Below are 22,296 nucleotides of genomic sequence, written 5' to 3' on the forward strand. Positions count from 1 at the left end.
GCTCCTTTGAGCCCTTTAGTCGAAACACTTTCCCAGCAAGCAGAATATGGCTGATCGTTCTCGCTGGTTTTTTCTTCGCCTTGGTGACCGTTAGTGCAAGCGAAGTAGCGGTAGGTCCGCATCGTCATGGCTGTTTCCCTCATTTACGGCCGGTGCGCTCGATGCTCAGCACGTCACTGCCGGTCTTGGAAGTGCACAGGGTTTGTGTCGGCTCAGTCATGTCGATTATGGCTCCTTTCGAACAGGCGCCGCCGTAGTCCCGGTAGCAACCATGAGCGGTGGTCCGCGCTAGAACGGACGCGCATGGCCTCACACACCTTCGCGAGTCTTCCCGTGGTTGATCAACCGCCACTTGGCCATCGCAGACTCTTCGTCAACGGCGCTAAGTGCGCCAACAATCTCACGATTGCCCAGGTACTTGCGGATTTCATCCGCCGTCCCTTCCCAGGCCATGAGGTTGCCGGTGTAGTTGCTGAAGACTACGCAGTAGTTCTTCTCGGCAGCAATTGTCGCCGTGTGTGGCTCGCCAGTAACCACCCGGAGCGCGGCTCGTAGGTCAGCCAAGAGTTCCGCGATACCTTCCTGCTCCGCGTCATCCTCGAAGCCCTCAATGAACCGCTCAGCTTTATGCAGGGCTGACGTAACTACCGCTACCTCACCGGCTGCATGGGTCGTGAATCGCGCCGATACAGGTTCGGCGTTCTGGCTGATTACTTCGTTCATGGTGTCTCCGTACTGAAGTGGCGGGCACTTCGATAATCGGTGTTGCGCTGAGAAACCCAACTTGGCGAGGCAATCCACCTGCCTTAAACGGCAATAACGCCTTCATGCACGAGCGCGTTGTAGGCAATACGCAGCAACGGCAGATGCTCAGCCACCGACATCTCGGTATCGAGTTCTTCATAGGCGTTGAGTCCTTCCCACCAGGCTTGGAAAGACTCGAATGTCGGGAAGCTGATTACTTCGTTATCGAGCATGGTGGTGATGCTGGCTTGCATCACTTCGAGGCTTGGCGCCGGCGTGTCGGAGCTGGGGAACTCCGTTGCCAACCGAGCCATCGCTGCGCTGTACTGCTCTTCAAATTTGGAGTCACTGGCTTCTGCAGGCGGTGCTGCTGGCACCTCCTCGAAGAAATGCCGAATCGACAGAGGAACCTCTGTCATGGTGTGCGGATAGCGGCAACCTACGAGTCCCTGTCCTGCCAACACAGATTGCGCGTGCATTTTCTCCGGGACGCTGCAGCTGGTTTTGATAGCGATAAGCGAATGACTCATGGGGCGGTTCCTCGGATCGGGGAAGAAGATGACCCCATGTTGTCAGTGACTGCCGAAATCCCAAGAATCCTCGCTCCGCGCCACTGGCGAGCTAGAAGGCCCCGGTCCAAAGACTCTGGTATCGACCGGCGTCGTACTCGGCCATCAGGGCGTCGGCGGTGACCTCCGACACGAGCACATCGCCGCAGATGCCGCGAGTGTGGTCCAGAAAGCGCAGGCCGAAGAGAGGGCGGTCGGTTACCGAGCATACATCCTGAGCGATTATTTTCGCCTCGATCTTCTGCCCCTCAGGGGAATAAGGGCGTTTCGTATTGAACGCCAGAAGCCAGGCGTGAATCTCTTCGGATTGAAGAACGCGCGGGTCGCCGGATTCAGACCAATATTCCCCCATAGTTGCGTTCCAGCTGTATGCGATGCCGTTGAGCTGAAGCTGCTCAAGACCGGGGATGTGTGTCTGACGTGCCATGTGGTAGCTCCTTCGAGAGTAGAGGCCTGATAGTGGCCCGCGCTCAGGAGAACCCAACTACCGCACTGCTCACTCGCATTACCGTGACGCCAGGTCGTGCCTAAACCGACAACAATCCTGCAGGATTAGAGGATTATTGCGCTGAGGTTTCCCAGAGAATAAGCGAAGCCGAATTCCGTTCGGCCCAACTAATTCACTGGAGGAAACCCATGCAACGCATTCTCATCGTGGCGGCTGTCGCCACGGCTACTGCACTGCTCGCCGGCTGCAGCGAGGACAAGACCACCGGCTATGCCTGCCTCGGGGCGGATAATGATTCCCTGGTCGAGACCATCGAAGAACACTGCAAGGCCGGCGACGCCATTGCGACCAAGCATCCCGCCTACTTCTGCGACTTCAACTATGCCGTTACCTACAACGGCTTCAACTCGGCGCTTTGCATTTACACAGGCCAGCAGGCCACTGAGCGCGTCCAGGCGGAAAAACCGGGGAGTTAATCTCCCCCTCAGTTGAAATCCGAGGCTTGCAATGGTCGATCATATCTTTCCCGTCCTGATCGGGGGCAAACGGTACTCAAAGGAATTCCAGACTGCCGAACGCTTCGCCGCGCATTGGCAGCGCGTGTTGGCTCAACACTACGGTCATTCACACGGTACCTGCTGTTGTCCTGGAAGGGGTGACCGAAAGCTGGCAATCAAGCCTCGGGCGGGCACCTACCACCTGGCACGATTCCCCCTGACCGGGTACGAACACTCCAACGAATGCAGGTTCTATGCGCCTGCCCCCGAGCATTCCGGGATGCAGGGTTACGACAAGGGCGTGGTGGAGGAGGGGGATGATGGACAGCTGCGGATCAGGCTTGCACGCGGCATCAGGATTCTCCCGGCCAGGGAAGCGGCTGATGACAGCGAGCCTGCTCCTTCCCGCCCCGGTGCACGCAAACCTGCGATGACTCTGCTGGGCCTTCTGCATCTGCTATGGCAGGAATCACGGCTGAATACGTGGTACCCGGCGATGGCAGGCAAGCGCAACGCCTTGGTAGTGGGCAGCGCCCTTCGCCGAGCAGCTGAACGCGTCGCAACGGACAGGCTTACCATCGCTGATGTTCTGCTAGTGCCCGCGCGCAAGGATGGAAAAGGCGCACAGGCCAACCAACGGGTAGCCGCACAAGCGCTGGAACGAAGCAGGCGCCTGGTTGTGGTCGCGCCGCTTGCTCGGTACGACGCCCAGAAACACGGTGATGGGCTTGAAAAATTGCCGCTGAGCTGGCCGTTTGGAATGCCGACCCTGTACCTGCAGAAAGGGCAGTGGGGCCGGGTGCACCAGAGTTTCCGGCAGGAATTATCCGCTTGGATGCGAGGCGATACCGTCATGGCTATCGCCCACGTCGAGATGAAAGCCGGTGCCAAGAGCGCCTATGGCAAGATCCTGGACATTGCCCTGATGCACCTCTCTGAGCAGTGGATTCCACTCGATTCTGGGTTCGAGGCCGTTATCGAGTCGAAGCTGCGCGCCGAAGGTCGGGCATTTGAGAAGCCAATGCGGTTTGACGCCGACGAGGATTGCGTCTTCCCCGATTTCTGGCTGCTCGATGTTGACGCAAAATTCCCGATGGAGGTGTTTGGAATGGGCACGCCGGAGTACCTTCAGCGCAAGGCGGACAAGGTGAACCATTACAACAGCGAATACGGCCCGACTGCCTGGTGGAGCTGGAATGCTTTCCGTGACCCCAGAGGGCTCCAGATCCCGGACTTTCCACCAGCGGCCCGCCGATAAGGATGCTTGCGTCGCCGGCTGAGCAAAATTGTTCTGCGACCGTTTGGGTTTCCCGCGAGGCGTGAGAGCCTGCAAATGCATCAACCTCGCTATCCCGCAGGGGCTTTTACCCAGATAAGATACTGCGCGAGCCATTGGCTTCTGTGGCCAGCACTGAAATGCTCGCATCTATGATCGTAGGGGAAACGAATTGCTCAGCCTGGACGCCCATTCCATCCTCAAGGCCATAGCCGTGCTTCTGATTTGGATCAGTTGCGCGGTGGTCGCCTCATTTTTCATGTTTCCCGCTTGGGAAGTGATGAAGATGATTCTTGTGGGGCTGTCTCCTCTTATCGCAGCAATAGCGGTGCTGGGCGTTACTTTCCTGGTATCGCTGCAGGATAAGCGCCGGTCGAAATCAGATTCCGACAATGAGCGTCAGTAGCTGCCATCCCGACTCAATGCCCCACCCAAGATCAGGATCGGCAGCGTCACCGCATAGCCTCAGCCCAATAGAAAGGAATCCCCTCCATGATCGAGCAGCCCATAAGCCCTGAAGACGAAGCCCGCTTTATGCAGATCATGGCCGGTTACGACGAGGCCATGCGCGAGCACTTCACCGGCCCGGCGCCGATGTGTCACTTCACGCCGATGGAGTTTCACGACGCCGAAGCCGGCGACGGCAGCGGCTACCAGTGTGTGCATTGCGGCCACACCGAAGACGCTGACGAAGCATGGGCCAAGGTCGCAGCGCGCAAGCAGCGTCAAGCCGCCACCAACTGAAAGGAACCTCTACATGACGCAACTAGAACAGACCATCATCGCCAACGCTAAACGGGAACTGGCCGTTGTGCTGGTTTACTACGGCCAGAAAGCGGCCGGCATCAAAGCCGCCAAAGGCGAGGACGCATGGCTGGAATACCTGGGGCATTACAACTCGCTGAACGCGCTACTGTCGCTTGCCCACCAGGCTGAATCAGGGCTCAGTGAAGAGGGCACGCAAGCACTGCTCGATATCGAAGCGCAGCACACTGAAGCCTATCGAATAATGGCGAGTTGAAAAGGAACCCGCCCCCATGTATGTGAACGACGCAGAATGCCAAGCTGCAGGCCTCGACCCCGCCGAGGTGGCCAGGATTACACGCGGCCTGTCGCGCTACGCCAAGCAGGCGCAGGCGCTGGGGTTGTGCGTGTTTGGCGGCTCGGGCTCGGGCTCACTTCGCAAGGATGACCACCCGCGCGGCGCGCTGGTACTGGCTTCGCTTGACGGTGTGTTCGATGGCGGCGACGGTGCGTGCGCACCAGACGATGACGGCCTGATGCGCGGTGAATATGCATGACGCAGTGGGTGGGTAAGAACGTCTGACGGCAGCGGCATGTGTAAGCGCTGCTATCACGGCACTCACGAGGCGGCACTAGACCTTGTGTGAGTCCTCAACGGGAATGTCCCGGACATAGAAGGCAATGCCAGCGAAAATGGCTTGCAACACCGTCCAGATCACCAGTTGGGTGTCGGCGCTGAAGATATGAGGCATCTGCTCCCAATCCTCCCGCATCCAAAGCGTTACGCTCCCCAGCAGTAGGAATGTGATCGTGCATTTCTGATGATTGCCGCTATAGCGGTGAACACAGGCCGCGATCACCGATACGAAAAAGAAGGTCCAAGTAATCATCCGGGTATTGGCCGCTCGAACTGGAATGGGCTGGACGCTATGGCCGTGAGCGAAGGCTACAGCATCCCTTATCCCTCAGAAACTCTCATCGGCCAGCGCGTGTAGAGCAAACATTTCACCGCACTGCTGGCGATAGCTCTCAAGCGTCATCGCTGGATCATCCTGACCGAGATCGTAGCCGACATTCTCCTCATACCAGGCTGACAATTCGGCTCGGTTCATCACGGCAAAATCGGGCGCCGCATCCGCCGCCGAAAGCTCATCCGCGAACGCGGTTTCCGTGGTTCCGTTCGGCAAGCTGATCGTGAACATCGGCCCGACCTCTTCTCGGTCGTATTCAGCTGGACTCAGAGGACCAACTACCGTGGCCACCACCGGCCCCGGCCCATCTGAATCAGTGCTGCTCCAGATAACACGAGAGTTGGGTTTGAACATGCTGCATACCTCTGCGCAATGGTTTGGACGCGTTCAGCATCACTCCATCCTGCAGAAACCCAAGTGCACGCATCAGAAGCCGAACGCCGCCTGCTGCCCCCAGCTGTTGGCCTGACTGGAGTCGAACGCCAGATGGACAGGCACAGCAGGGGTGGCGTCGATACGTGCCCGCAGCAGCTCATCGTAGCGCTCAAGGATCGCTGCCGGATCAAGATAGAGCGCTTCAACCCCTACGAGTCCTGCAACCGTATGCCGAACCTCAGCAAGCCGCTTCGCCTCGTCCATCGTCGGCAGGCGAGTGGGCCAGCCCTTTTGGTACTCCAACCCGAGGGGAATTTTTTTCTCTGCAATCTCGCGCAGTTGTGCCGCCCGCTTTGCAGCTTGAAACCGATCTGCAAGCTCGCTGCCCAGCAGGTGTGGAGCGACATCGCCCAGCCAGTTGTTAGACTGGAATGCGAATGTTGAGCTGGCCTCAAGCTCGACCATCGTGCGGTAGATATCCTGGTTGTCGATGCAGGTGGTGGAGGCCTTCAGATCTGCCGCTGAGGACATGATGCAAAATGCGCAGGAAACCCGTGTCATCCCGTACCGGGTATAGGCCTCATGAAGCTCCAGGCCTCGCCGCGCAATCGCAGCCTTCACCTCATCAATCTTCCATTCGATCACCGGATTCCAGGTGAAACCCTGGGCGCCGCGCTGAGCAAGGCGTGGATCTGCCTTGGCAACGTCCGCTTTGCGGCGACCGGCGCTTTCTTCCCGACGAATTCCGGTGACGTTGAGAATTTCCTGGCCTTTGAAACGTTTCTTGAGATAGCTGGCAATCACAGCGCTCTTCAGCTCTGACGTGCAGAAACGCATGCTTGGAGTGCTCCAGGGCAGTGAACCGCCCCGGGAATTCCGGAGGCTCTTTGGTGTGAGTCATGCCGCTTGGGCCGACTCGGTAAGTTGCTGATAGTAGATCGCTTCGGCCTCTGCCGGCGGCATGTTCCCGATGGGCTCCAGTAGCCGTCGGTGGTTGAACCAGTCCACCCACTCCAGCGTCGCCAGCTCCACTGCCTCCCGATTCTGCCAGGAACGACGATGGATCACCTCGGCCTTGTACAGGCCATTGATGGTCTCGGCCAAGGCATTGTCATAGGAGTCGCCCACGCTGCCCACCGAGGGCTCGACCCCAGCTTCAGCTAGGCGCTCGGTATAGCGGATCGAGACGTACTGCACGCCACGGTCGCTGTGATGGATCAGGCTGCCCTGGCCGACCGGTCGGCGGGCATACAACGCCTGTTCCAACGCATCGAGAACAAAGTCTGTGCGGGCTGAGCTGGACACGCGCCAGCCGACGATACGCCGGGCGAATACGTCGATAACAAAGGCCACGTAGACGAAGCCCTGCCACGTGCTGACGTAGGTGAAGTCCGACACCCAGAGCGCGTTTGGCCGCTCGGCGCGGAACTGGCGATTGACCTTGTCCAGCGGGCACGGGGTGGCCTTGTCGCTGATCGTAGTCTTGACCGGTTTGCCGCGTACGACACCTTGTAGACCCAGTCGCCGCATCAGTCGCTCCACCGTGCAACGGGCCACCACTACGCCTTCGCGCTTGAGTTGCCGCCAGACCTTGCGCACGCCGTAGACCTGGAAGTTCTCCTCCCAGACCCGCTGGATATGCCCGCTCAGTACCTCGTCACGCCGTGTTCGCGGAGAACGCCGCTCGGGAGCGGCCTGGCAATGTGCATGGGCGTAGTAGGTCGATGGAGCGATCGGCAGTACCCGGCAGATCGGCTCGACTCCATAAACCGCACGATGCTCATCGACGAACGCCTTCATGGCTTGAAGCGGCGGTCGAGCTCCGCCTGGGCAAAATACGCGGACGCCTTGCGCAGGATCTCGTTGGCCTGGCGCAACTCACGCACCTCACGTTCCAGCGCCTTGATCCGCTCGCGTTCGCTGCTGGTCTGGCCTTCACGTTTGCCAGTATCGCGCTCGGCCTGGCGTACCCAACGGCGCAGTGTTTCGGCGGTACAACCGATCTTGGCAGAAATCGAGCAAATCGCTGCCCATTCCGACTCGTGGTTGCCTTGATGCTCCAATACCAGTCGAACCGCTCGCTCGCGGACTTCCGGGGAGTACTTCGTCGTCGTCTTCATGGCTCCATCCTCTCAAGAGTTGGAGCCTCCGGGAAAGCCGGGGCGGTTCACCCGAAGCCGGAGCAGGATAATGAACTGGACTACCCTGGACTATGCGCGGGGCCGAAGGTCCCAAAGTGGCTACTCAAAAAGCGGGAGAAACGAGCGATCATCATTCGCGCCTCGGAGCTTTTCGTCTTCGACCAGCACGATGGGCACGGCAAGCGCTGCAGCACCTGCCAGGTTGCAGTCACGGTCACAGCCAAGTTCTGCCCCTGCTGCAGCAGGTACAGCTTAGTCGAGACAAAGCGAATTGATCTCGCCCGCCTGGATGAGAACCACGCACTGAGCGGCAACTGGCTGGTGGCCCGCTCAGCCGCCCTGGAGCCGAACCTTGATGTCACTCACCTGCGCCATTACATCGAACGGCTCCAGCGGCATCCCAGCGGCTGAGGTGACTGTTATCGTCGAATAACCGTTTGCACGAGCAGGCAACTACCAAGGAATCCTTAGTAGTTGAACAGGCACGACAACGCCGCATGACCGAGACCCGGAGATGCGGCGTTTTTGTTTGCCCGGCCGGAGCCGGTGCGGGCGGTCTTCAGGGTGCCGGCGAAGCCAGCATGCCCTGCTGCTCCATCAGTCGGATCACGCGATCGGTATCGTTCGGCCCAAGCGGCTCGCCGCGGGCGATCTTCATCAGCTCCTTGCGCCTCGCCATCGCAGCGAGGCGGGTGTCGTTCGCGCCGCTGCCGGTGGGGCGGGGCGTGAAGTCGTCGTTCATGGAAACCTCCTTGGTGAGGCGTCCAGCGTCACACGGCGCGGAGGAAATCCAAGTCGCTGCTGATCTGGCCGGCGCGCAGCAGGCTACTACTGCGTGACCGGCCGGGTGATCAAACGGAGAAACCGAGCGGCCAGAGGAAATAAAATCCGGCGCGTCCCTTGCGGAACTCCCCGCCTGCGGTCTTACCCTGATCTGTTAGGTAGTGCATGGTGCCGCGCAGCTCCAAGTGGCCAGCCCCAACCAGGCGTTCGAGCAGATCCGGGGTTTTCAGGCCAAGGCTCGCTGCGAGCTTCGAGGTGGTGAGCTTGGAATGCTGGCTGCCGTTGTCGCTTTCATCTTCCGCTTCCGCACCAAGCGTTTCGGGCTTGGCCACCATCTCCATTGCAATCCGAACCTCATCACTGACGCGGACAATGCGCTGGGCTTCCTCGTAGGCGTCGCGGTAGCACTCGGCATCGGATTCGCGCGTGAGCATCACGCCCATCTCGTTGTTGTTCACCTGGGAGAAGTCGTAGAGGTTCAGGCTGGTAATGATCGCCACTTCCTCGTTGAGGTAGCACTTGGCGTGAAGGTTCTTGCAGAAGCTGGTCCGCACGAAGCTCAGGCTTTTCAGCCAATTAATTTCCTGCGGATGCAGTTCGCTTTTGCCGTAGACGATCCGAACGTCGATCTTCATGCGGTTCTTGTCTTCCAAAAGTTCGCGAATCCGATCGTTGATCTTGAGAAAGGGGCTGATCAGAATCAGCCGCTCCTTCGCGTTCTTGATCAACTCTTCCAGGTAGTAATTCGTGGCACTCGTGTTGAGGAATTTCGGCATATTTTCCATTGCCCCTTTTCATGGTGTGAAATTACTGACGGTACAACAAAGCGACTTACCCAACCCTGCCGCAGCGGCAGAAGCGAGCGAAGCGGCGAACAATCTTGCTGGTCCGCTCCGTCATGTCGTACTCCTTGCCGGCGCACGAGACGCGAAACGTGACGAAGAATTTACGCTGGGAAACCGCGAGCACCTGCTCGCGGATCTCGCCCTGGGCGCCTTCGCGCAGCGTGGTGTCGCCGGGTCGGATCTGGCCGGCATGCACGAGTTCGGTTTGCATGATCAGCACGCCTGATACCGGCTGCTCATCTGCACGGCATACACCTCGGCCACCTCGGCGGTGCAGGGCGCAAAGCGTACATGCAGAACGAATCGAGTGGAAAAAAGCGCCTCGCAATAGCAGACCTTCGACCAGTTGTCGGCGTGGGTATCGAGCCAGGCGCTCGACTCGACTACCGGGGTGGTGAAGTCGAAGGCCTTGAAGCGGGCCTCGGCCTGCGCCGTGCGCGCCATCAGCAGCCGGCTCGGGTTGAGGTCGGGTTGAGAGAGGGTAAGCGGCTGGCGGCTGGCGGCGAGGTTCATCGTGGGCTCCGTGGGTTCGCGATGGCGATGACCCACTATCACCCAGATCGGGGAAATCCCAAGGGGTGCGCGGGGCTGCCCCTTGAAACGTCGTCCCAAGGGGCGGGAAGGGTCACAGCAGATCGTTGATCTTCTCGTTCATGAAGAACTCGATCTTGTCCCCGTGGCGGTCGCTAAGGCGCGCCTTTACCTCGGGGCTGAATGCGACGCTGTAGACCTGAAGCTCGCCGTCCGGATCGCCTTTCATTCGCACGAGCGTCTTGGTGTTGAGCTTGGGGCGCATCCGCTTGGCCGATTCCACTTCATCGGCAAGGTCAGCGAAAAAGAACTCGGCGAAACCGTTCAGACCTGCTCGATGAGTTCAAGCCGGCCCAGCGCTACCTGTTCCGGCACGACAGCGACCTGAAGAAGCGCATCAGCGAGAACACGCTCAATGGTGCGCTCAAACGCATGGGCTATCAGGAACGCCTGACCGGACACGGTATCCGTGGCACGATGTCCACTGCGCTCAACGAGATCGGCTACCCGAAGGTCTGGGTGGATGCACAGCTCTCGCATGTCGATCCCAACAAGGTCAGCGCGACCTACAACCATGCCGCGTACGTGGAGCAGTGTCGTCGCATGATGCAGGACTGGGCCGATCGCCTCGACCTCTTCGCGCAGAACCAGGTCGAGGCGGCCAGCATGCCGCTCACCGTGCATCTGGAAGGTGTGCCCGCATTCCCGAGTGAGCAAACCGCAAGCGCGCCCTCTACGCCGGTTGCCGCTTCGCCAAGCCTGCTCGTGACGAAGCCGGGTGACGCCATGCCGTTGGTTTCTGCCGCCGCACATCGGCTGCCGGCAGTGCCGCCCCAGCGATCGGCCGCCCCGCTGGTGCCTTCGGACATTCAGCGCGAGAGAATGGATTTGTTCGATGTCTTCGAAGCGCCGCACAACCTTCCCGTCGCTGCGTTTGCCAAGATGGCGGGCAAATCTCGCAGGTGGATCAGCTACGAGATCCAGGCGGGCAACTTGCTGGCGTTGAACGTGGGCAACCGCGGCCAGCGCGTGCCGGACTGGCACCTCGACCCGCTCAAGCACGAGCTGATCCAGTCTGTCCTGAAGCTGACCAGGGGTGCGGACCCTTGGCAGATCTACCATGCACTGCTGCAACCGCGCTTGGTGCTGCGGGGGCATTCGGCACTGGAGGGCGTGACTGCCAGCAATCTCGACAAGCGCGTCATGGCCGTGAGCACGGCGGTGAAGGAAAGCGAATGGACCCCGCTGCGGGTCGGGGTCGTGTAGTCAAACAACGGGCCGGTAAGGGATGGCCTGGATTATTCATAGCGGTGATATTAATATTCATTTATGGTTTATTGACTATTAGAATACAGCTAATCACCATGGAACCATAAAACATATAAATAAAGAAGCTAGATCTATGGAACTTCTCGTACTACCGAACAATCGCCGCTTGCCTTTTGATTCCGGTGCCAACCTTTTGGAAGTGCTCCGTGAGCACCGTGTGGGTATTTCCTACAGCTGTATGTCTGGACGATGCGGTACTTGCCGCTGCCGAGTTATAGATGGCAGCGTCATTAGTTCGGCGGCGAAAAGCGGTGACTCAAATCGCATCGAAGAGCATTATGTACTCGCCTGTCAGTCAGTGCTCACCAGCAATTGCGCAATTGAGATCATAGACTCAGACGACATAGTCACTCACCCGGCGCGAATCATCAAAGGCATGGTTGTCGCCGTCGAGTCGCCCACTCACGATATTCGTCGCATCCGCATTCGCCTCGCCAAGCCCTTTGAGTTCTCACCCGGACAGTACGCGACGCTACAGTTCAGTCCCGAACATGTGCGTCCATATTCAATGGCTGGTCTGCCAGATGACCAAGAAATGGAGTTCCATATCCGCAAAGTGCCGGGCGGGCGTGTCACGGAGTATATTTTCGAGCACGTCCGCGAAGGTACAAGCATTAAGTTGAGTGGGCCTCTTGGTACGGCCTATCTGCGTCAGGCTCACACCGGGCCGATGCTGTGTGTGGGCGGCGGGACCGGACTCGCACCGGTGCTGTCGATTGTTCGCGGCGCGCTGAAGTCGGGAATGACGAACCCCATCCACCTTTATTTCGGGGTGCGCAGTCAGCAAGACCTTTACGACGCAGACCGATTGAACCAACTCGCGGCTATCCACCCTCAACTGACTGTCCATACAGTGATCGCGACGGGCCCGATTAATGAGGGCCAGCGAGCCGGCCTAATTACCGATTTGATTGAAAAAGACATTCCCTCGCTGGCTGGGTGGAGAGCCTACCTGTGCGGCGCACCAGCGATGGTTGACGCTCTATGCACCGTCGCCAAAGTTCTTGGAATATCGCCCGAACATATTTATGCCGATGCCTTCTATCCCAGCGGGGTCTGAATTGCCCCGACCCTGCACCTCTGTACATCGAGAATTCATCAGGAAGACACTTAAATGAGCATCACTAACAACAGCCGCGTCAGAATATTTGGGACAGCTGAATGATCTCTAACTCCATCATCACCCCATTTGAAGATAGCTTTATGACAGAAAAATGGATTGACGCAGTCGCTCTTTATGAAATCCCTGAAGGTGACGTCCTCGGCGTGACAGTCGAAGGCAAGGAACTAGCGCTGTATGAAGTGGAAGGCGAAATCTACGCTACCGACAACCTGTGCACACATGGTGCTGCCCGCATGAGTGATGGCTTTCTAGAAGGCAGAGAAATTGAATGTCCTTTGCATCAAGGTAGATTTGATGTTTGCACAGGCAGGGCCTTGTGCGCCCCTGTGACACAGAACATCAAAACATACCCGGTGAAGATTGAGGGCCAGCGTGTGATGATTGATTTGAGCTGAGAATTTTAATAGGAGGCACCCCGGACCCTAGAGCGTAATCCCCCCCATTCGATCTCTTTAGGTGAAAATATGAATTACAAAAATATAAACTTGGTGAGTGAATCTGGGCTGACCCAAAAACACCTGATTCATGGCGACGAAGAACTTTTCCAGCGCGAACTGGAAACCATTTTTGCTCGGAACTGGCTTTTCCTGACTCATGACAGCCTGATTCCGTCCCCTGGCGACTATGTTACGGCAAAAATGGGGGTTGATGAGGTTATCGTCTCCAGGCAGAACGACGGTTCGATTCGTGCTTTCCTGAACGTTTGTCGTCACCGTGGCAAGACGCTGGTACACGCAGAAGCAGGTAATGCTAAAGGTTTCGTTTGCAGCTATCACGGCTGGGGCTTCGGCGCTAACGGTGAACTGCAGAGCGTCCCGTTTGAAAAAGAACTGTATGGCGAGGCGCTCGACAAGAAATGTATGGGATTGAAAGAAGTCGCTCGTGTAGAGAGCTTCCATGGCTTCATCTATGGTTGCTTCGATGAGGAAGCCCCTTCTCTCAAAGACTACATGGGGGACGCTGGCTGGTACCTGGAGCCTATGTTTAAGCATTCCGGAGGGCTAGAACTGATCGGTCCTCCAGGCAAGGTCATAATCAAGGCTAACTGGAAAGCGCCCGCGGAAAACTTTGTGGGGGATGCGTACCACGTGGGTTGGACGCATGCGGCTTCGCTTCGCACAGGGCAGTCGGTCTTCTCGTCGTTAGCTGGCAACGCAGCTTTGCCCCCAGAAGGTGCAGGTCTGCAAATGACCTCCAAATACGGCAGCGGCATGGGTGTGTTGTGGGACGGATATTCAGGCGTGCACAGCGCAGACCTGGTTCCGGAATTGATGGCCTTCGGCGGTGCTAAGCAGGAACGGCTGAACAAAGAAATTGGCGAGGTTCGCGCACGAATCTATCGTAGCCACCTCAACGGCACCGTTTTCCCGAACAACAGTTTTCTGACCTGCTCGGGTGTCTTCAAGGTATGGCACCCGATCGACGCAAATACCACTGAGGTATGGACCTACGCCATGGTCGAAAAAGACATGCCCGAGGATCTCAAGCGCCGCTTGGTCGACGCGGTTCAGAGAACGTTTGGGCCTGCTGGCTTCTGGGAAAGCGACGACAACGACAATATGGAAACGGAATCGCAAAACGCCAAGAAATATCAGTCCAGAGATGGCGATCTGGTTTCCAACCTGGGTTTCGGCGGGGACGTATACGGCGACGAGGTTTATCCTGGCATCGTCGGCAAATCGGCGATTGGCGAGACCAGTTATCGTGGCTTCTATCGGGCTTACGGCGCGCACATCAGCAGCTCTAGCTGGGCTGAATTCGAGGATGTCTCTAAAAATTGGCATACCGAACTGGCAAAGACTACTGATCGCTAACAGACGAGAGGGACCATGATGATTAATATTCAAGAAGACAAGCTTGTCTCCGCCCACGATGCCGAAGAGTTTCTTCGTTTCTTAAATTCCGGCGACGAGGCTTTGCAACAAGAAGCTACCACGTTGCTAACCCGGGAAGCGCATCTTTTAGACATTCAGGCTTACCGCGCCTGGTTAGAGCACTGCGTGGACTCAGAGGTGAAATATCAGATTATCTCACGCGAACTGCGCTCAGCTTCCGAGCGCCGTTACCAGCTCAATGAAACCATGAACATTTTCAACGAGAATTATGAACAACTGGAAGTTCGCGTAGCGCATCAACTGGATCCGCAAAACTGGGGCAATAGTCCAAAGGTGCGCTTTACTCGTTTCATCACAAATATCCAGGCTGCAATGGACGAAAATGAAGATTTGCTTCACATTCGCTCCAACCTAATTGTTCACCGAGCACGACGCGGCAATCAAGTCGATGTCTTCTATGCCACTCGGGAGGATAAATGGAAGCGCGGCGAAGATGGAGCGCGTAAGTTGGTCCAACGATTGATTGATTATCCAGAGCGCACATTCCAGACGCACAATGTGATGATCTTTATGTGACCCAATAATCGCCTTTACAAATGGTGACTGCTACAAGCTGTCCCATTGTTCAAAAGGAAATTTGTGTGTATGAGCAATCAACAAGTCGTTTCGATAACCGGTGCTGGCTCAGGAATTGGTCTCGCACTGGTTCGATCCTTTAAGTCCGCCGGTTATTGCGTATCCGCTCTCGTACAAAACGAGGAGCAAAAGGCGAGCCTTTGCAATGAGTTCAAGGACGCACTCGAGATCGTCGTGGGCGATGTCCGGGACCACGCAACAAATGAGAAGCTGATAAAGCAAACAACCGATAGATTCGGCCATCTCGATTGTTTCATTGCAAATGCCGGTATTTGGGATTACATGCTTGGCATCGAAGAGCCTTGGGAGAAAATATCGAGCAGTTTTGATGAGATATTCAACATCAATGTCAAGAGCTATTTCAGCGGTATCAGGGCCGCCCTGCAGGAACTGAAAAAGACTAGCGGATCAGTGGTGATGACCGCTTCAGTGTCGTCCCATGCGGTCGGTGCTGGTGGTTCTTGCTACATCGCCAGCAAGCATGCGGTCCTGGGCATGATGAAAGCTTTGGCTTACGAATTGGCTCCCCACATTCGCGTCAACGCCGTAGCACCGGGCGGCACTGTGACGTCTCTGTGCGGTCCCGCAAGCGCCGGCTTCGACAAAACTCACATGGAAAACATGCCCGGTATCGAGGACATGATCAAGGGTCTAACGCCTCTTGGATTTGCAGCCAAGGCCGAAGACGTAGTGGCACCCTATTTGTTGTTGGCGTCGCGAGATCAAGGGAAATTCATTACCGGGACTGTCATTAATATAGATGGAGGGATGGCGCTCGGTCGCAAGTAGGTTTGTCGCCTATCTTGAAATAATAACTAAATTTCTGGTAAAACCGCATGAATACAAAATTGTTTATCAACAATGTCTGGGTCAATTCCAGTGACCAACAGACCTTCGAGCGAAAGCACCCCGTCAGTGGTGAGGTGATGACGGAGTGTGCAAACTCCACGGTGATGGATGCGTTAAAGGCCGCGCAAGCTGCCCAAGAGGCTTTCCAGACCTGGAAGACTGTTGGACCTTCGGAGCGTCGCCGCCTTCTGCTGAGGGTCGCTGAGGTTATGGAAAGTAAAACACCCGAGTTTATCGAAGTGATGGCCAAGGAGGTGGGAGCCTCCGCTCTTTGGGCCGGCTTCAATGTCCAGATGTCAGCCAATGTGTTCCGTGAAGCGGCATCGCTGGCTACACAAATTCAGGGGGAAACTATTCCGACAGACAAGTCTGACACGCTCTCAATGACGCTACGTCAGCCGGTCGGTCCGATCCTGAGCATCGTGCCGTGGAACGGCACCGCAGTGCTGGCGGCACGAGCCATCGCTTATCCGCTGGTCTGCGGCAACGCGGTGGTATTCAAAGGTTCTGAGTTTAGTCCCGCGACGCATGCCCTGATCACCCAGTGCGTGCAGGAAGCCGGGCTGCCTGCTGGCGTGCTCAACTATCTCAACTCTTCGCCTGACCGTTCGCCCGAGATCGCCGACGCACTGATCTCAGCCAAGGAGATCCGACGCATCAACTTCACGGGCTCCACCCGCGTGGGCAGTATTATCGCGCAGAAGGCCGCGCAACACCTCAAGCGCTGCCTGCTGGAGCTCGGTGGCAAGTCCCCACTTATTGTTCTGGATGACGCGGACATCGACGCAGCTGTCAAGGCAGCGGTGTTCGGTAGCTTCCTGTTCCAAGGTCAGATCTGCATGTCCACTGAGCGCTTGGTGGTTGATGAGAAGATCGCCGACGAATTTGTCGCCAAGTTTGCCGAAAAGGCCAAGCGTTTGAGCGCGGGCGACCCATGCGTAACTGGCGACTGCATCATCGGCCCAATGGTCTCGCCAAATTCAGGCGAGCGGATCAATGGTTTGTTCAAGGACGCGATCGACAAAGGAGCCACAGTTGCCTGCGGCGGCATGGCCCAAGGTGCGGTCATGCCGGCCACGATCCTGGATCACGTCAAATCCAACATGCGGATCTACGATGAGGAGACCTTCGGTCCCATCACTGTGGTGATCCGTTGCAACGGCGAAGCAGAGGCCATTCGCATTGCCAACGACAGCGCCTATGGCCTGTCGTCGGGCGTATTTGGCCGCGACATCAACCGTGCTTTGCGCGTGGGCATGTCCATCGAATATGGTTCAGTGCACATTAACGGATCGACTGTCCAAAGCGAGGCGCAGGCTCCATACGGAGGGACTAAGAAAACCGGCTACGGGCGCTTCGACGGCCGTGCTGTGATCGATGAGTTCACAGAGCTCAAGTGGCTGACCATCGAGCCTTTCGAGCAGCAGTATCCCTTCTAATAAGCACTAACTCCAAGGAATCAAACTATGAGTAAGCAAACTGCAGTTATTGAACTCGGATACATGGGCATCTCGGTCAAGGATCCTGATGCGTGGAAATCATTCGCCACGAATATGCTGGGCCTGCAAGTTTTTGATGAAGGTGAGAAGGACCGTTTCTATCTACGTATGGATTACTGGCATCATCGAATCGTGGTCCATCATAACGGCCAGGACGACCTGGAATACCTGGGCTGGCGTGTGTCCGGAAAACCGGAGTTCGAGGCTCTCGGTCAAAAACTCATTGACGCCGGTTACGATGTTCGCGTCTGCGATAAAGCCGAGGCTCAGGAACGAATGGTGTTGGGCCTGATGAAGACAGTAGATCCAGGCGGCAACCCGACCGAGATATTCTGGGGGCCGCGGATCGACATGAGCAACCCGTTCCATCCCGGCCGCCCCCTGCACGGCAAGTTTGTGACTGGTGACCAAGGCCTGGGTCATTGCATCGTTCGCCAGACCGATGTCGAAGCTGCTCACAAGTTCTATAGTCTTCTGGGATTGCGTGGGGACGTCGAATACCGGATCCCGCTGCCCAACGGCATGACTGGCGAACTAACGTTCATGCATTGCAATGGTCGGGACCACTCCATTGGGTTTGGTGCCATGCCCGCTGAAAAGAGGCTCAATCATGTGATGCTTGAGTACACCGACATAGAGGATCTGGGATACACCCATCAACAGTTTGTAAAGAACGACATTGACATTGCCTTGCAACTTGGCATTCATGCTAACGACAAGGCGCTGACGTTCTATGGCGCAACACCTTCCGGCTGGCTCATTGAGCCCGGCTGGCGAGGTGCCAAGGCCATAGACGAAGCGGAGTACTACGTTGGAGACATCTTTGGCCATGGTATCGAGACCACTGGCTACGGCTTGGATGTAAAATTGAGTTAAAACTACAACCAAAGTTACAGGCGCAGGCTCTCTTCCAGATATGCGTTGGGGAAAATTACTTATGCTCCTGCAGTATTAATTTTCCCGATTTTGCTCCGGTTCACCCTCACATCGGGGCTGTAATAGATTATGCAAGGATCGTGGCGAATGAGGATGCTAGTCTCAGTCGTTCGATGCAGATCATGCATGGGGCCCAGCACTGCAAGTTCATGTTGACTTAACGAGCGACTGGCTCGTTAGTATTGATATCCGGAAGCTGTTCCTTAAACCGAACGTATAAAGGTGATTGGGCTCCAAGAGGCTACAGCTACGGTAACTCTAGATCCGTAATTTGGAGTCGGTCGCGATTGGACAACGATTCTGACTAACCTAGTTCCAGCTTTTTTACCTAACCAAGAGTGTCTCCATGTCGAATAAAACTATGAAACCAGCGCGTCTTACTGCCGAGGATATCCATGGTGTCTGGGCTATTATGCCAACGCCGGCTACTCCGGATGCTTCTAACTGGCGCAGCACTAACACAGTTGACTTAAACGAGACTGCTCGCATAGTTGAAGAGCTGATTGCGGCTGGTGTCAACGGAATTTTAAGTATGGGCACTTTTGGCGAGTGCGCTACGTTGACCTGGGAGGAAAAACGTGACTATGTTTCGACGATTGTCGAAACCATTCGTGGTCGCGTGCCTTATTTCTGCGGCACCACGGCCTTGAATACCCGCGAAGTCATCCGCCAAACTCGTGAGTTTATGGATATGGGCGCCAGCGGTACCATGCTCGGTGTCCCAATGTGGGTGAAGATGGACCTGCCCACAGCGGTCCAGTTCTATCGTGATGTTGCAGAGGCGGTACCGGAGGCTGCCATTGCGATTTACGCTAACCCTGAAGCCTTCAAGTTCGACTTCCCTCGCCCCTTCTGGGCAGAAATGTCCAAAATTCCGCAGGTAGTAACTGCCAAATATCTAGGCATCGGAATGCTTGACTTGGACCTGAAATTGGCACCCAACATCCGCTTCCTTCCACACGAGGATGACTATTACGCGGCCGCACGCATCAATCCTGAGCGCATGACCGCGTTCTGGTCAAGCGGCTCCATGTGCGGCCCGGCTACCGCCATCATGTTGCGTGATGCAGTGGATCAGGCCAAGAGCAGCGGTGACTGGATCAAGGCCAAAGCCATCTCCGATGACATGCGCGCAGCCGATTCGACATTGTTTCCGCGTGGCGACTTTTCGGAGTTCTCGAAATACAACATCGGACTTGAAAAAGCACGCATGGATGCAGCTGGCTGGCTCACAGCTGGACCATGCCGTCCGCCCTATAACATCGTCCCAGAAGACTATATTGCTGGCGCCCTTAAGTCAGGCAAAGCTTGGGCCGCACTGCATGCTAAATACAGCAAGGAATTGAAGTAGTCCAACTCGATTGGTCTGGCGAAATGCTGGAAAAGACGCTGAACGATTTGAAATATATTAGATTAATCATATTTCTTGCGCTACTAGTAGGCGTCGCCAGTTCGGCAAATTTAGCTAAGACTGCTAGTCTCGCAGACTCGGGTGTGAAGTCAGGCTTTAGGAATACCGAATGAAGCCAGCATATCAAGCCGACGATGGGTGCCATCCTTGATGAGGCAACCCACTGTTGGTTGGCTTAGTTTTTTGGAGTGTTTGATTGTGATTGTTGATTTCTATTTCGACTTTTTGAGCCCTTTTTCTTACTTGGCTAACCATCGCTTGTCGAAGCTAGCCCACGATTATAGCTTTTCCATTCGCTATCACTCGATTGATTTGGCGCGAGCCAAAATCGCCATCGGAAACGTAGGCCCCTCCAATCGCGATCTGAAAGTCAAACTTGCCTATTTGATGGTGGATTTAAAACGCTGGGCCGAGCTGTACGGATTACCGTTTTTATTTCCTGCCAATTACAATAGCCAACGGATGAATGCTGGGCTCTATTACTCGGGTGCCGAAACGCAGACTGCTGCTTACGTGAATACAGTATTCAATGCAGTTTGGGGGGAAGGTATAGCTCTGGACTCGGAAAGCCTGCTTGCCCTAGTGTGCGGGACTCTAGGGTGGGATCGCGCTGCTTTCGAGGAGTTTCTCAGCAGCGACGCTGCAACAAATGCGTATGATGAGCATACCCAGGCCGCCATCGAACGTAAAGTATTCGGTGTACCAACGATGTTTTTGGGCGATCAAATGTGGTGGGGCAACGACCGTCTATTTATGCTCGAGAACACACTGAGGTGCGGCTGTAGTGCTGGAATAGCCGCCGCGGGGGAAACCGGAGTAAAACCGGTAACAGAAGGAGATGGAAATCAAAGCGGCAATAGTCCGTAAAAAAAACGGCCCATTCTTATTCGGGCATGTAGCTCTTAATGAGCTGCAGAAGATCAAGTTCTCGTTATATTGGTTGCGACCGGGTTGTGTCATACGGATCTGATTTGTCGCGATCAGCATTATCCGGTTCCGCTCCCGATGGTTTTAGGGCATGAAGGGCCTGGTGTAGTTCCTGCTATTCAATCGTAAGCTTCGTGGAATCGTCGAAGATCAGTCGATTTCAGATATTTTTATTCCGAGGTTGGTAGAACTTTATCGCCAGGGGAAGTTTCTATTTGACAAGCTAATTAAGTTTTATCCTTTTGAGGAAATCAATCGAGCCGCCGAAGACTCGGAAGAAGGGGTCACGCTCAAGCCGGTGCTCCATATTGGTTGAAACGTGCTGGTAGAATTACGCGGCTCGTGTGGGCTTTTCTAAGGTTGCGGGCAGTTTGCTTTTAGTGATGTTGTATCCCAAAAACAAAATTAATAAACGGTGGAACATATGATTAAAAAAAAAAATTTACTCAATAAAACAATTAGTGCTGCGATCTTGGGTATTGCGTCAAGCCATGCGGTAGCGACGGATGGTTTGATTTTGGAGGGCTTTGGCGCGGTTTCCAGAAGCATGGGCGGTACGGCTGTTGCTCATTATGTCGGGCCCGCGTCAATGATGGTCAACCCAGCGACAATGGACTTGTCTGATGCGACAGGTGAAATACTGCTAGGGCTAGATCTGATTACCACAGATATCAGCGCCACCAATCTTGGTACAGGCGAGAAAGCGTCATCAAGTCGGCATTCTAATAATAGAGGCCCCTATGTTGCCCCTCAGCTTGCTTTTATCCGTAAAGTTTCTAACTGGACCTTTGGCGCGGGCATATTCGCACAAGCGGGGATAGGGGTCGAGTATGGGAAGGACAGTTTTTTGTCCCGCGGCGATATTGGCGGAATGGGCTATGCCGCCGATGCTGATACCGGCCTTGAGAACGCCAGTCGCTTGTTTATACTTGACATACCTTTTGCCGTGAGTTTTAAGATTAACGATCGTCTTGTTATCGGTGGATCGCTAGATGCAAAATGGAGTGGTTTGGATCTCGATTATTTGCTGGGAACGAACCAGTTGGGTAGTCTCGCCGGTGATGGGCGTGTGTCCGGTTCGCTGTTGGGCTTGATCGGCACTTTACCCGACCCGCGGGGTGTGCATTTGAGCGTTAGCCAAAACAAGGAACTTCCGAGTGGTGTCGATGGTTGGGGATACTCGGGTAGGTTAGGTTTGCTATATAAGATTACGCCAACGACCAAGTTGGGTATCTCCTACATGCTCAAAAGCCATATGAACGACTTGAAAGGGAAGGGGACTGTTACCGCGGTAGATGGCCTCATCGGTAATGTGCCTATCGAGGGCGAGGTTCGTGTTTTAGACTTTAATACCCCTGCCAAACTTGACGTGGGTCTGAGCCACCAAGTTACGGACAAATTACTCGTTGCTGTTGATGTGTCTCGCGTTTTTTGGAAGGATGCCTGGAAGGATATAAAGGTAGGGTTTTCTAGTGATGTTGGTGATGTCGACTTAAGACTTCCTCAAAATGCCAAGGATCAAACAATAGTGGCGATTGGGGCTTCGTATGCAGCTACCCCGAATTTAACAGTGCGAGCAGGTTACCGTCAGGCGACGCAGCCCTTTAATGATGAGGGATTGTTGGCGCTAGTTCCGGGTATTTTGCGGAAACACGCTTCCTTGGGATTCAGCTACCAAGTATCAAAATCGGGTAGGTTCGATGCTGCGTATTCGCATGCCTTCGAGCAAAGTATGACCAATCGATCGGCTTACAACACCTCGTCGCCCGTGAGATCGTCCATGTCGCAAGATAATTTCGTCTTAGCCTATAATTATTCATTCTGATT

General features: G+C 55.6%; 27 protein-coding genes, 3 pseudogenes and 1 other annotated feature. Of the genes and pseudogenes, 20 read left to right on the plus strand and 10 right to left on the minus strand.

Going from position 1 to position 22,296, the window contains the following annotated elements; genetic code table 11:
• Positions 1-309: 309 nt before the first annotated feature.
• The 3 genes from UIB01_RS22040 to UIB01_RS22050 all read right to left on the minus strand — a co-directional run bounded on the left by UIB01_RS22040 (position 310) and on the right by UIB01_RS22050 (position 1,740).
• A complete protein-coding gene (locus tag UIB01_RS22040; protein ID WP_040138024.1) occupies positions 310-723 on the minus strand; it encodes a hypothetical protein in 414 nt (137 codons plus the stop codon).
• A gap of 83 nt (positions 724-806) precedes the next feature.
• Positions 807-1,274 carry a hypothetical protein gene (locus UIB01_RS22045; RefSeq protein WP_040138027.1) on the minus strand — a complete coding sequence of 156 codons (468 nt, stop codon included), beginning with the start codon at positions 1,272-1,274 and terminating at the stop codon, positions 807-809.
• Between the two features lie 91 nt (positions 1,275-1,365).
• Positions 1,366-1,740: a hypothetical protein gene (locus tag UIB01_RS22050; protein ID WP_040138028.1), complete on the minus strand. Its 375-nt coding sequence runs from the start codon at positions 1,738-1,740 to the stop codon at positions 1,366-1,368.
• Positions 1,741-1,949: 209 nt separating this feature from the next.
• Here UIB01_RS22050 and UIB01_RS22055 point away from each other — a divergent pair, with 209 nt between their 5' ends.
• The 6 genes from UIB01_RS22055 (at position 1,950) to UIB01_RS22080 (ending at position 4,835) form a co-directional block, all read left to right on the plus strand.
• Entirely contained in the window at positions 1,950-2,237 is a 288-nt protein-coding gene (locus UIB01_RS22055) for a hypothetical protein (protein ID WP_040138030.1), read from the plus strand.
• 31 nt (positions 2,238-2,268) lie between these two features.
• Entirely contained in the window at positions 2,269-3,516 is a 1,248-nt protein-coding gene (locus tag UIB01_RS22060) for a DUF1173 family protein (RefSeq protein ID WP_080695148.1), read from the plus strand.
• Positions 3,517-3,706: 190 nt separating this feature from the next.
• A complete protein-coding gene (locus tag UIB01_RS22065; RefSeq protein WP_040138032.1) occupies positions 3,707-3,940 on the plus strand; it encodes a hypothetical protein in 234 nt (77 codons plus the stop codon).
• 86 nt (positions 3,941-4,026) lie between these two features.
• Positions 4,027-4,278 carry a hypothetical protein gene (locus UIB01_RS22070; protein WP_019405868.1) on the plus strand — a complete coding sequence of 84 codons (252 nt, stop codon included), beginning with the start codon at positions 4,027-4,029 and terminating at the stop codon, positions 4,276-4,278.
• Between the two features lie 13 nt (positions 4,279-4,291).
• Positions 4,292-4,555, plus strand: a complete 264-nt coding sequence (locus tag UIB01_RS22075; RefSeq protein ID WP_040138036.1) for a hypothetical protein — start codon at positions 4,292-4,294, stop codon at positions 4,553-4,555.
• Positions 4,556-4,571: 16 nt separating this feature from the next.
• Positions 4,572-4,835: a hypothetical protein gene (locus UIB01_RS22080; RefSeq protein WP_019405866.1), complete on the plus strand. Its 264-nt coding sequence runs from the start codon at positions 4,572-4,574 to the stop codon at positions 4,833-4,835.
• A 408-nt stretch (positions 4,836-5,243) separates the two neighbouring features.
• Here UIB01_RS22080 and UIB01_RS22570 read toward each other — a convergent pair whose 3' ends face one another.
• The 7 genes from UIB01_RS22570 to UIB01_RS22125 form a co-directional block, all read right to left on the minus strand.
• Positions 5,244-5,603 (minus strand): hypothetical protein, encoded by a 360-nt coding sequence (locus UIB01_RS22570; RefSeq protein WP_155268736.1) that lies wholly within the window; start codon positions 5,601-5,603, stop codon positions 5,244-5,246.
• 72 nt (positions 5,604-5,675) lie between these two features.
• Positions 5,676-6,461 (minus strand): phosphoadenosine phosphosulfate reductase domain-containing protein, encoded by a 786-nt coding sequence (locus UIB01_RS22095; RefSeq protein WP_230585325.1) that lies wholly within the window; start codon positions 6,459-6,461, stop codon positions 5,676-5,678.
• A gap of 60 nt (positions 6,462-6,521) precedes the next feature.
• Positions 6,522-7,744, minus strand: a protein-coding gene (locus tag UIB01_RS22100; RefSeq protein WP_107320815.1) for an IS3 family transposase whose coding sequence is annotated in 2 segments (ribosomal slippage) — positions 6,522-7,459 and positions 7,459-7,744 — 1,224 coding nt in all. Because the reading frame shifts where the segments join, the coding sequence is not laid out codon by codon here.
• Positions 7,350-7,466, minus strand: a sequence feature (AL1L pseudoknot). It overlaps the preceding gene by 117 nt.
• Before the next feature lie 580 nt (positions 7,745-8,324).
• Positions 8,325-8,507, minus strand: a complete 183-nt coding sequence (locus UIB01_RS22110; RefSeq protein ID WP_040138039.1) for a hypothetical protein — start codon at positions 8,505-8,507, stop codon at positions 8,325-8,327.
• 109 nt (positions 8,508-8,616) lie between these two features.
• On the minus strand, positions 8,617-9,324 hold the full coding sequence (locus UIB01_RS22115; RefSeq protein WP_040138149.1) for a phospholipase D family protein: 708 nt from the start codon (positions 9,322-9,324) through the stop codon (positions 8,617-8,619).
• Between the two features lie 55 nt (positions 9,325-9,379).
• A complete protein-coding gene (locus tag UIB01_RS22120; protein ID WP_040138041.1) occupies positions 9,380-9,604 on the minus strand; it encodes a hypothetical protein in 225 nt (74 codons plus the stop codon).
• Positions 9,605-9,606: 2 nt separating this feature from the next.
• Positions 9,607-9,906 carry a hypothetical protein gene (locus UIB01_RS22125; RefSeq protein WP_040138043.1) on the minus strand — a complete coding sequence of 100 codons (300 nt, stop codon included), beginning with the start codon at positions 9,904-9,906 and terminating at the stop codon, positions 9,607-9,609.
• An 82-nt stretch (positions 9,907-9,988) separates the two neighbouring features.
• Here UIB01_RS22125 and UIB01_RS23190 point away from each other — a divergent pair, with 82 nt between their 5' ends.
• The 14 genes and pseudogenes from UIB01_RS23190 to UIB01_RS22185 all read left to right on the plus strand — a co-directional run bounded on the left by UIB01_RS23190 (position 9,989) and on the right by UIB01_RS22185 (position 22,294).
• Positions 9,989-10,312 (plus strand): hypothetical protein, encoded by a 324-nt coding sequence (locus UIB01_RS23190; RefSeq protein WP_155268737.1) that lies wholly within the window; start codon positions 9,989-9,991, stop codon positions 10,310-10,312.
• Positions 10,255-11,190: pseudogene (locus UIB01_RS22130) on the plus strand (tyrosine-type recombinase/integrase); the annotation flags it as partial. The gene UIB01_RS23190 and the pseudogene UIB01_RS22130, both read left to right, overlap by 58 nt.
• A 136-nt stretch (positions 11,191-11,326) precedes the next feature.
• On the plus strand, positions 11,327-12,313 hold the full coding sequence (locus tag UIB01_RS22135; RefSeq protein ID WP_014819639.1) for a 2Fe-2S iron-sulfur cluster-binding protein: 987 nt from the start codon (positions 11,327-11,329) through the stop codon (positions 12,311-12,313).
• A 143-nt stretch (positions 12,314-12,456) separates the two neighbouring features.
• Entirely contained in the window at positions 12,457-12,771 is a 315-nt protein-coding gene (gene ndoA, locus UIB01_RS22140; RefSeq protein ID WP_009399901.1) for a naphthalene 1,2-dioxygenase system ferredoxin NdoA, read from the plus strand.
• Between the two features lie 69 nt (positions 12,772-12,840).
• Entirely contained in the window at positions 12,841-14,190 is a 1,350-nt protein-coding gene (locus UIB01_RS23000) for an aromatic ring-hydroxylating oxygenase subunit alpha (protein WP_080695149.1), read from the plus strand.
• A 15-nt stretch (positions 14,191-14,205) separates the two neighbouring features.
• On the plus strand, positions 14,206-14,787 hold the full coding sequence (locus tag UIB01_RS22155) for an aromatic-ring-hydroxylating dioxygenase subunit beta (RefSeq protein WP_014819637.1): 582 nt from the start codon (positions 14,206-14,208) through the stop codon (positions 14,785-14,787).
• 69 nt (positions 14,788-14,856) lie between these two features.
• Positions 14,857-15,636 (plus strand): 3-(cis-5,6-dihydroxycyclohexa-1,3-dien-1-yl)propanoate dehydrogenase, encoded by a 780-nt coding sequence (gene hcaB, locus UIB01_RS22160; RefSeq protein WP_014819636.1) that lies wholly within the window; start codon positions 14,857-14,859, stop codon positions 15,634-15,636.
• Between the two features lie 47 nt (positions 15,637-15,683).
• Complete coding sequence (locus UIB01_RS22165) at positions 15,684-17,135, plus strand: aldehyde dehydrogenase (protein WP_040138050.1); 1,452 nt, start codon at positions 15,684-15,686, stop codon at positions 17,133-17,135.
• 27 nt (positions 17,136-17,162) lie between these two features.
• Positions 17,163-18,071, plus strand: a complete 909-nt coding sequence (gene nahC / locus UIB01_RS22170; RefSeq protein WP_040138052.1) for a 1,2-dihydroxynaphthalene dioxygenase — start codon at positions 17,163-17,165, stop codon at positions 18,069-18,071.
• A 406-nt stretch (positions 18,072-18,477) separates the two neighbouring features.
• On the plus strand, positions 18,478-19,482 hold the full coding sequence (locus tag UIB01_RS22175) for a dihydrodipicolinate synthase family protein (protein WP_003292061.1): 1,005 nt from the start codon (positions 18,478-18,480) through the stop codon (positions 19,480-19,482).
• 258 nt (positions 19,483-19,740) lie between these two features.
• Positions 19,741-20,409 (plus strand): 2-hydroxychromene-2-carboxylate isomerase, encoded by a 669-nt coding sequence (locus UIB01_RS22180; protein WP_003292062.1) that lies wholly within the window; start codon positions 19,741-19,743, stop codon positions 20,407-20,409.
• Positions 20,381-20,589, plus strand: a pseudogene (locus UIB01_RS23655) (alcohol dehydrogenase catalytic domain-containing protein); the annotation flags it as partial. The gene UIB01_RS22180 and the pseudogene UIB01_RS23655, both read left to right, overlap by 29 nt.
• A pseudogene (locus UIB01_RS23580) lies at positions 20,582-20,785 on the plus strand (hypothetical protein); the annotation flags it as partial. The pseudogenes UIB01_RS23655 and UIB01_RS23580, both read left to right, overlap by 8 nt.
• A 108-nt stretch (positions 20,786-20,893) precedes the next feature.
• Positions 20,894-22,294 carry an OmpP1/FadL family transporter gene (locus UIB01_RS22185; protein WP_040138055.1) on the plus strand — a complete coding sequence of 467 codons (1,401 nt, stop codon included), beginning with the start codon at positions 20,894-20,896 and terminating at the stop codon, positions 22,292-22,294.
• Positions 22,295-22,296: the final 2 nt, after the last annotated feature.

It is taken from the genome of Stutzerimonas decontaminans (assembly GCF_000661915.1).
GTDB lineage: Bacteria > Pseudomonadota > Gammaproteobacteria > Pseudomonadales > Pseudomonadaceae > Stutzerimonas > Stutzerimonas decontaminans.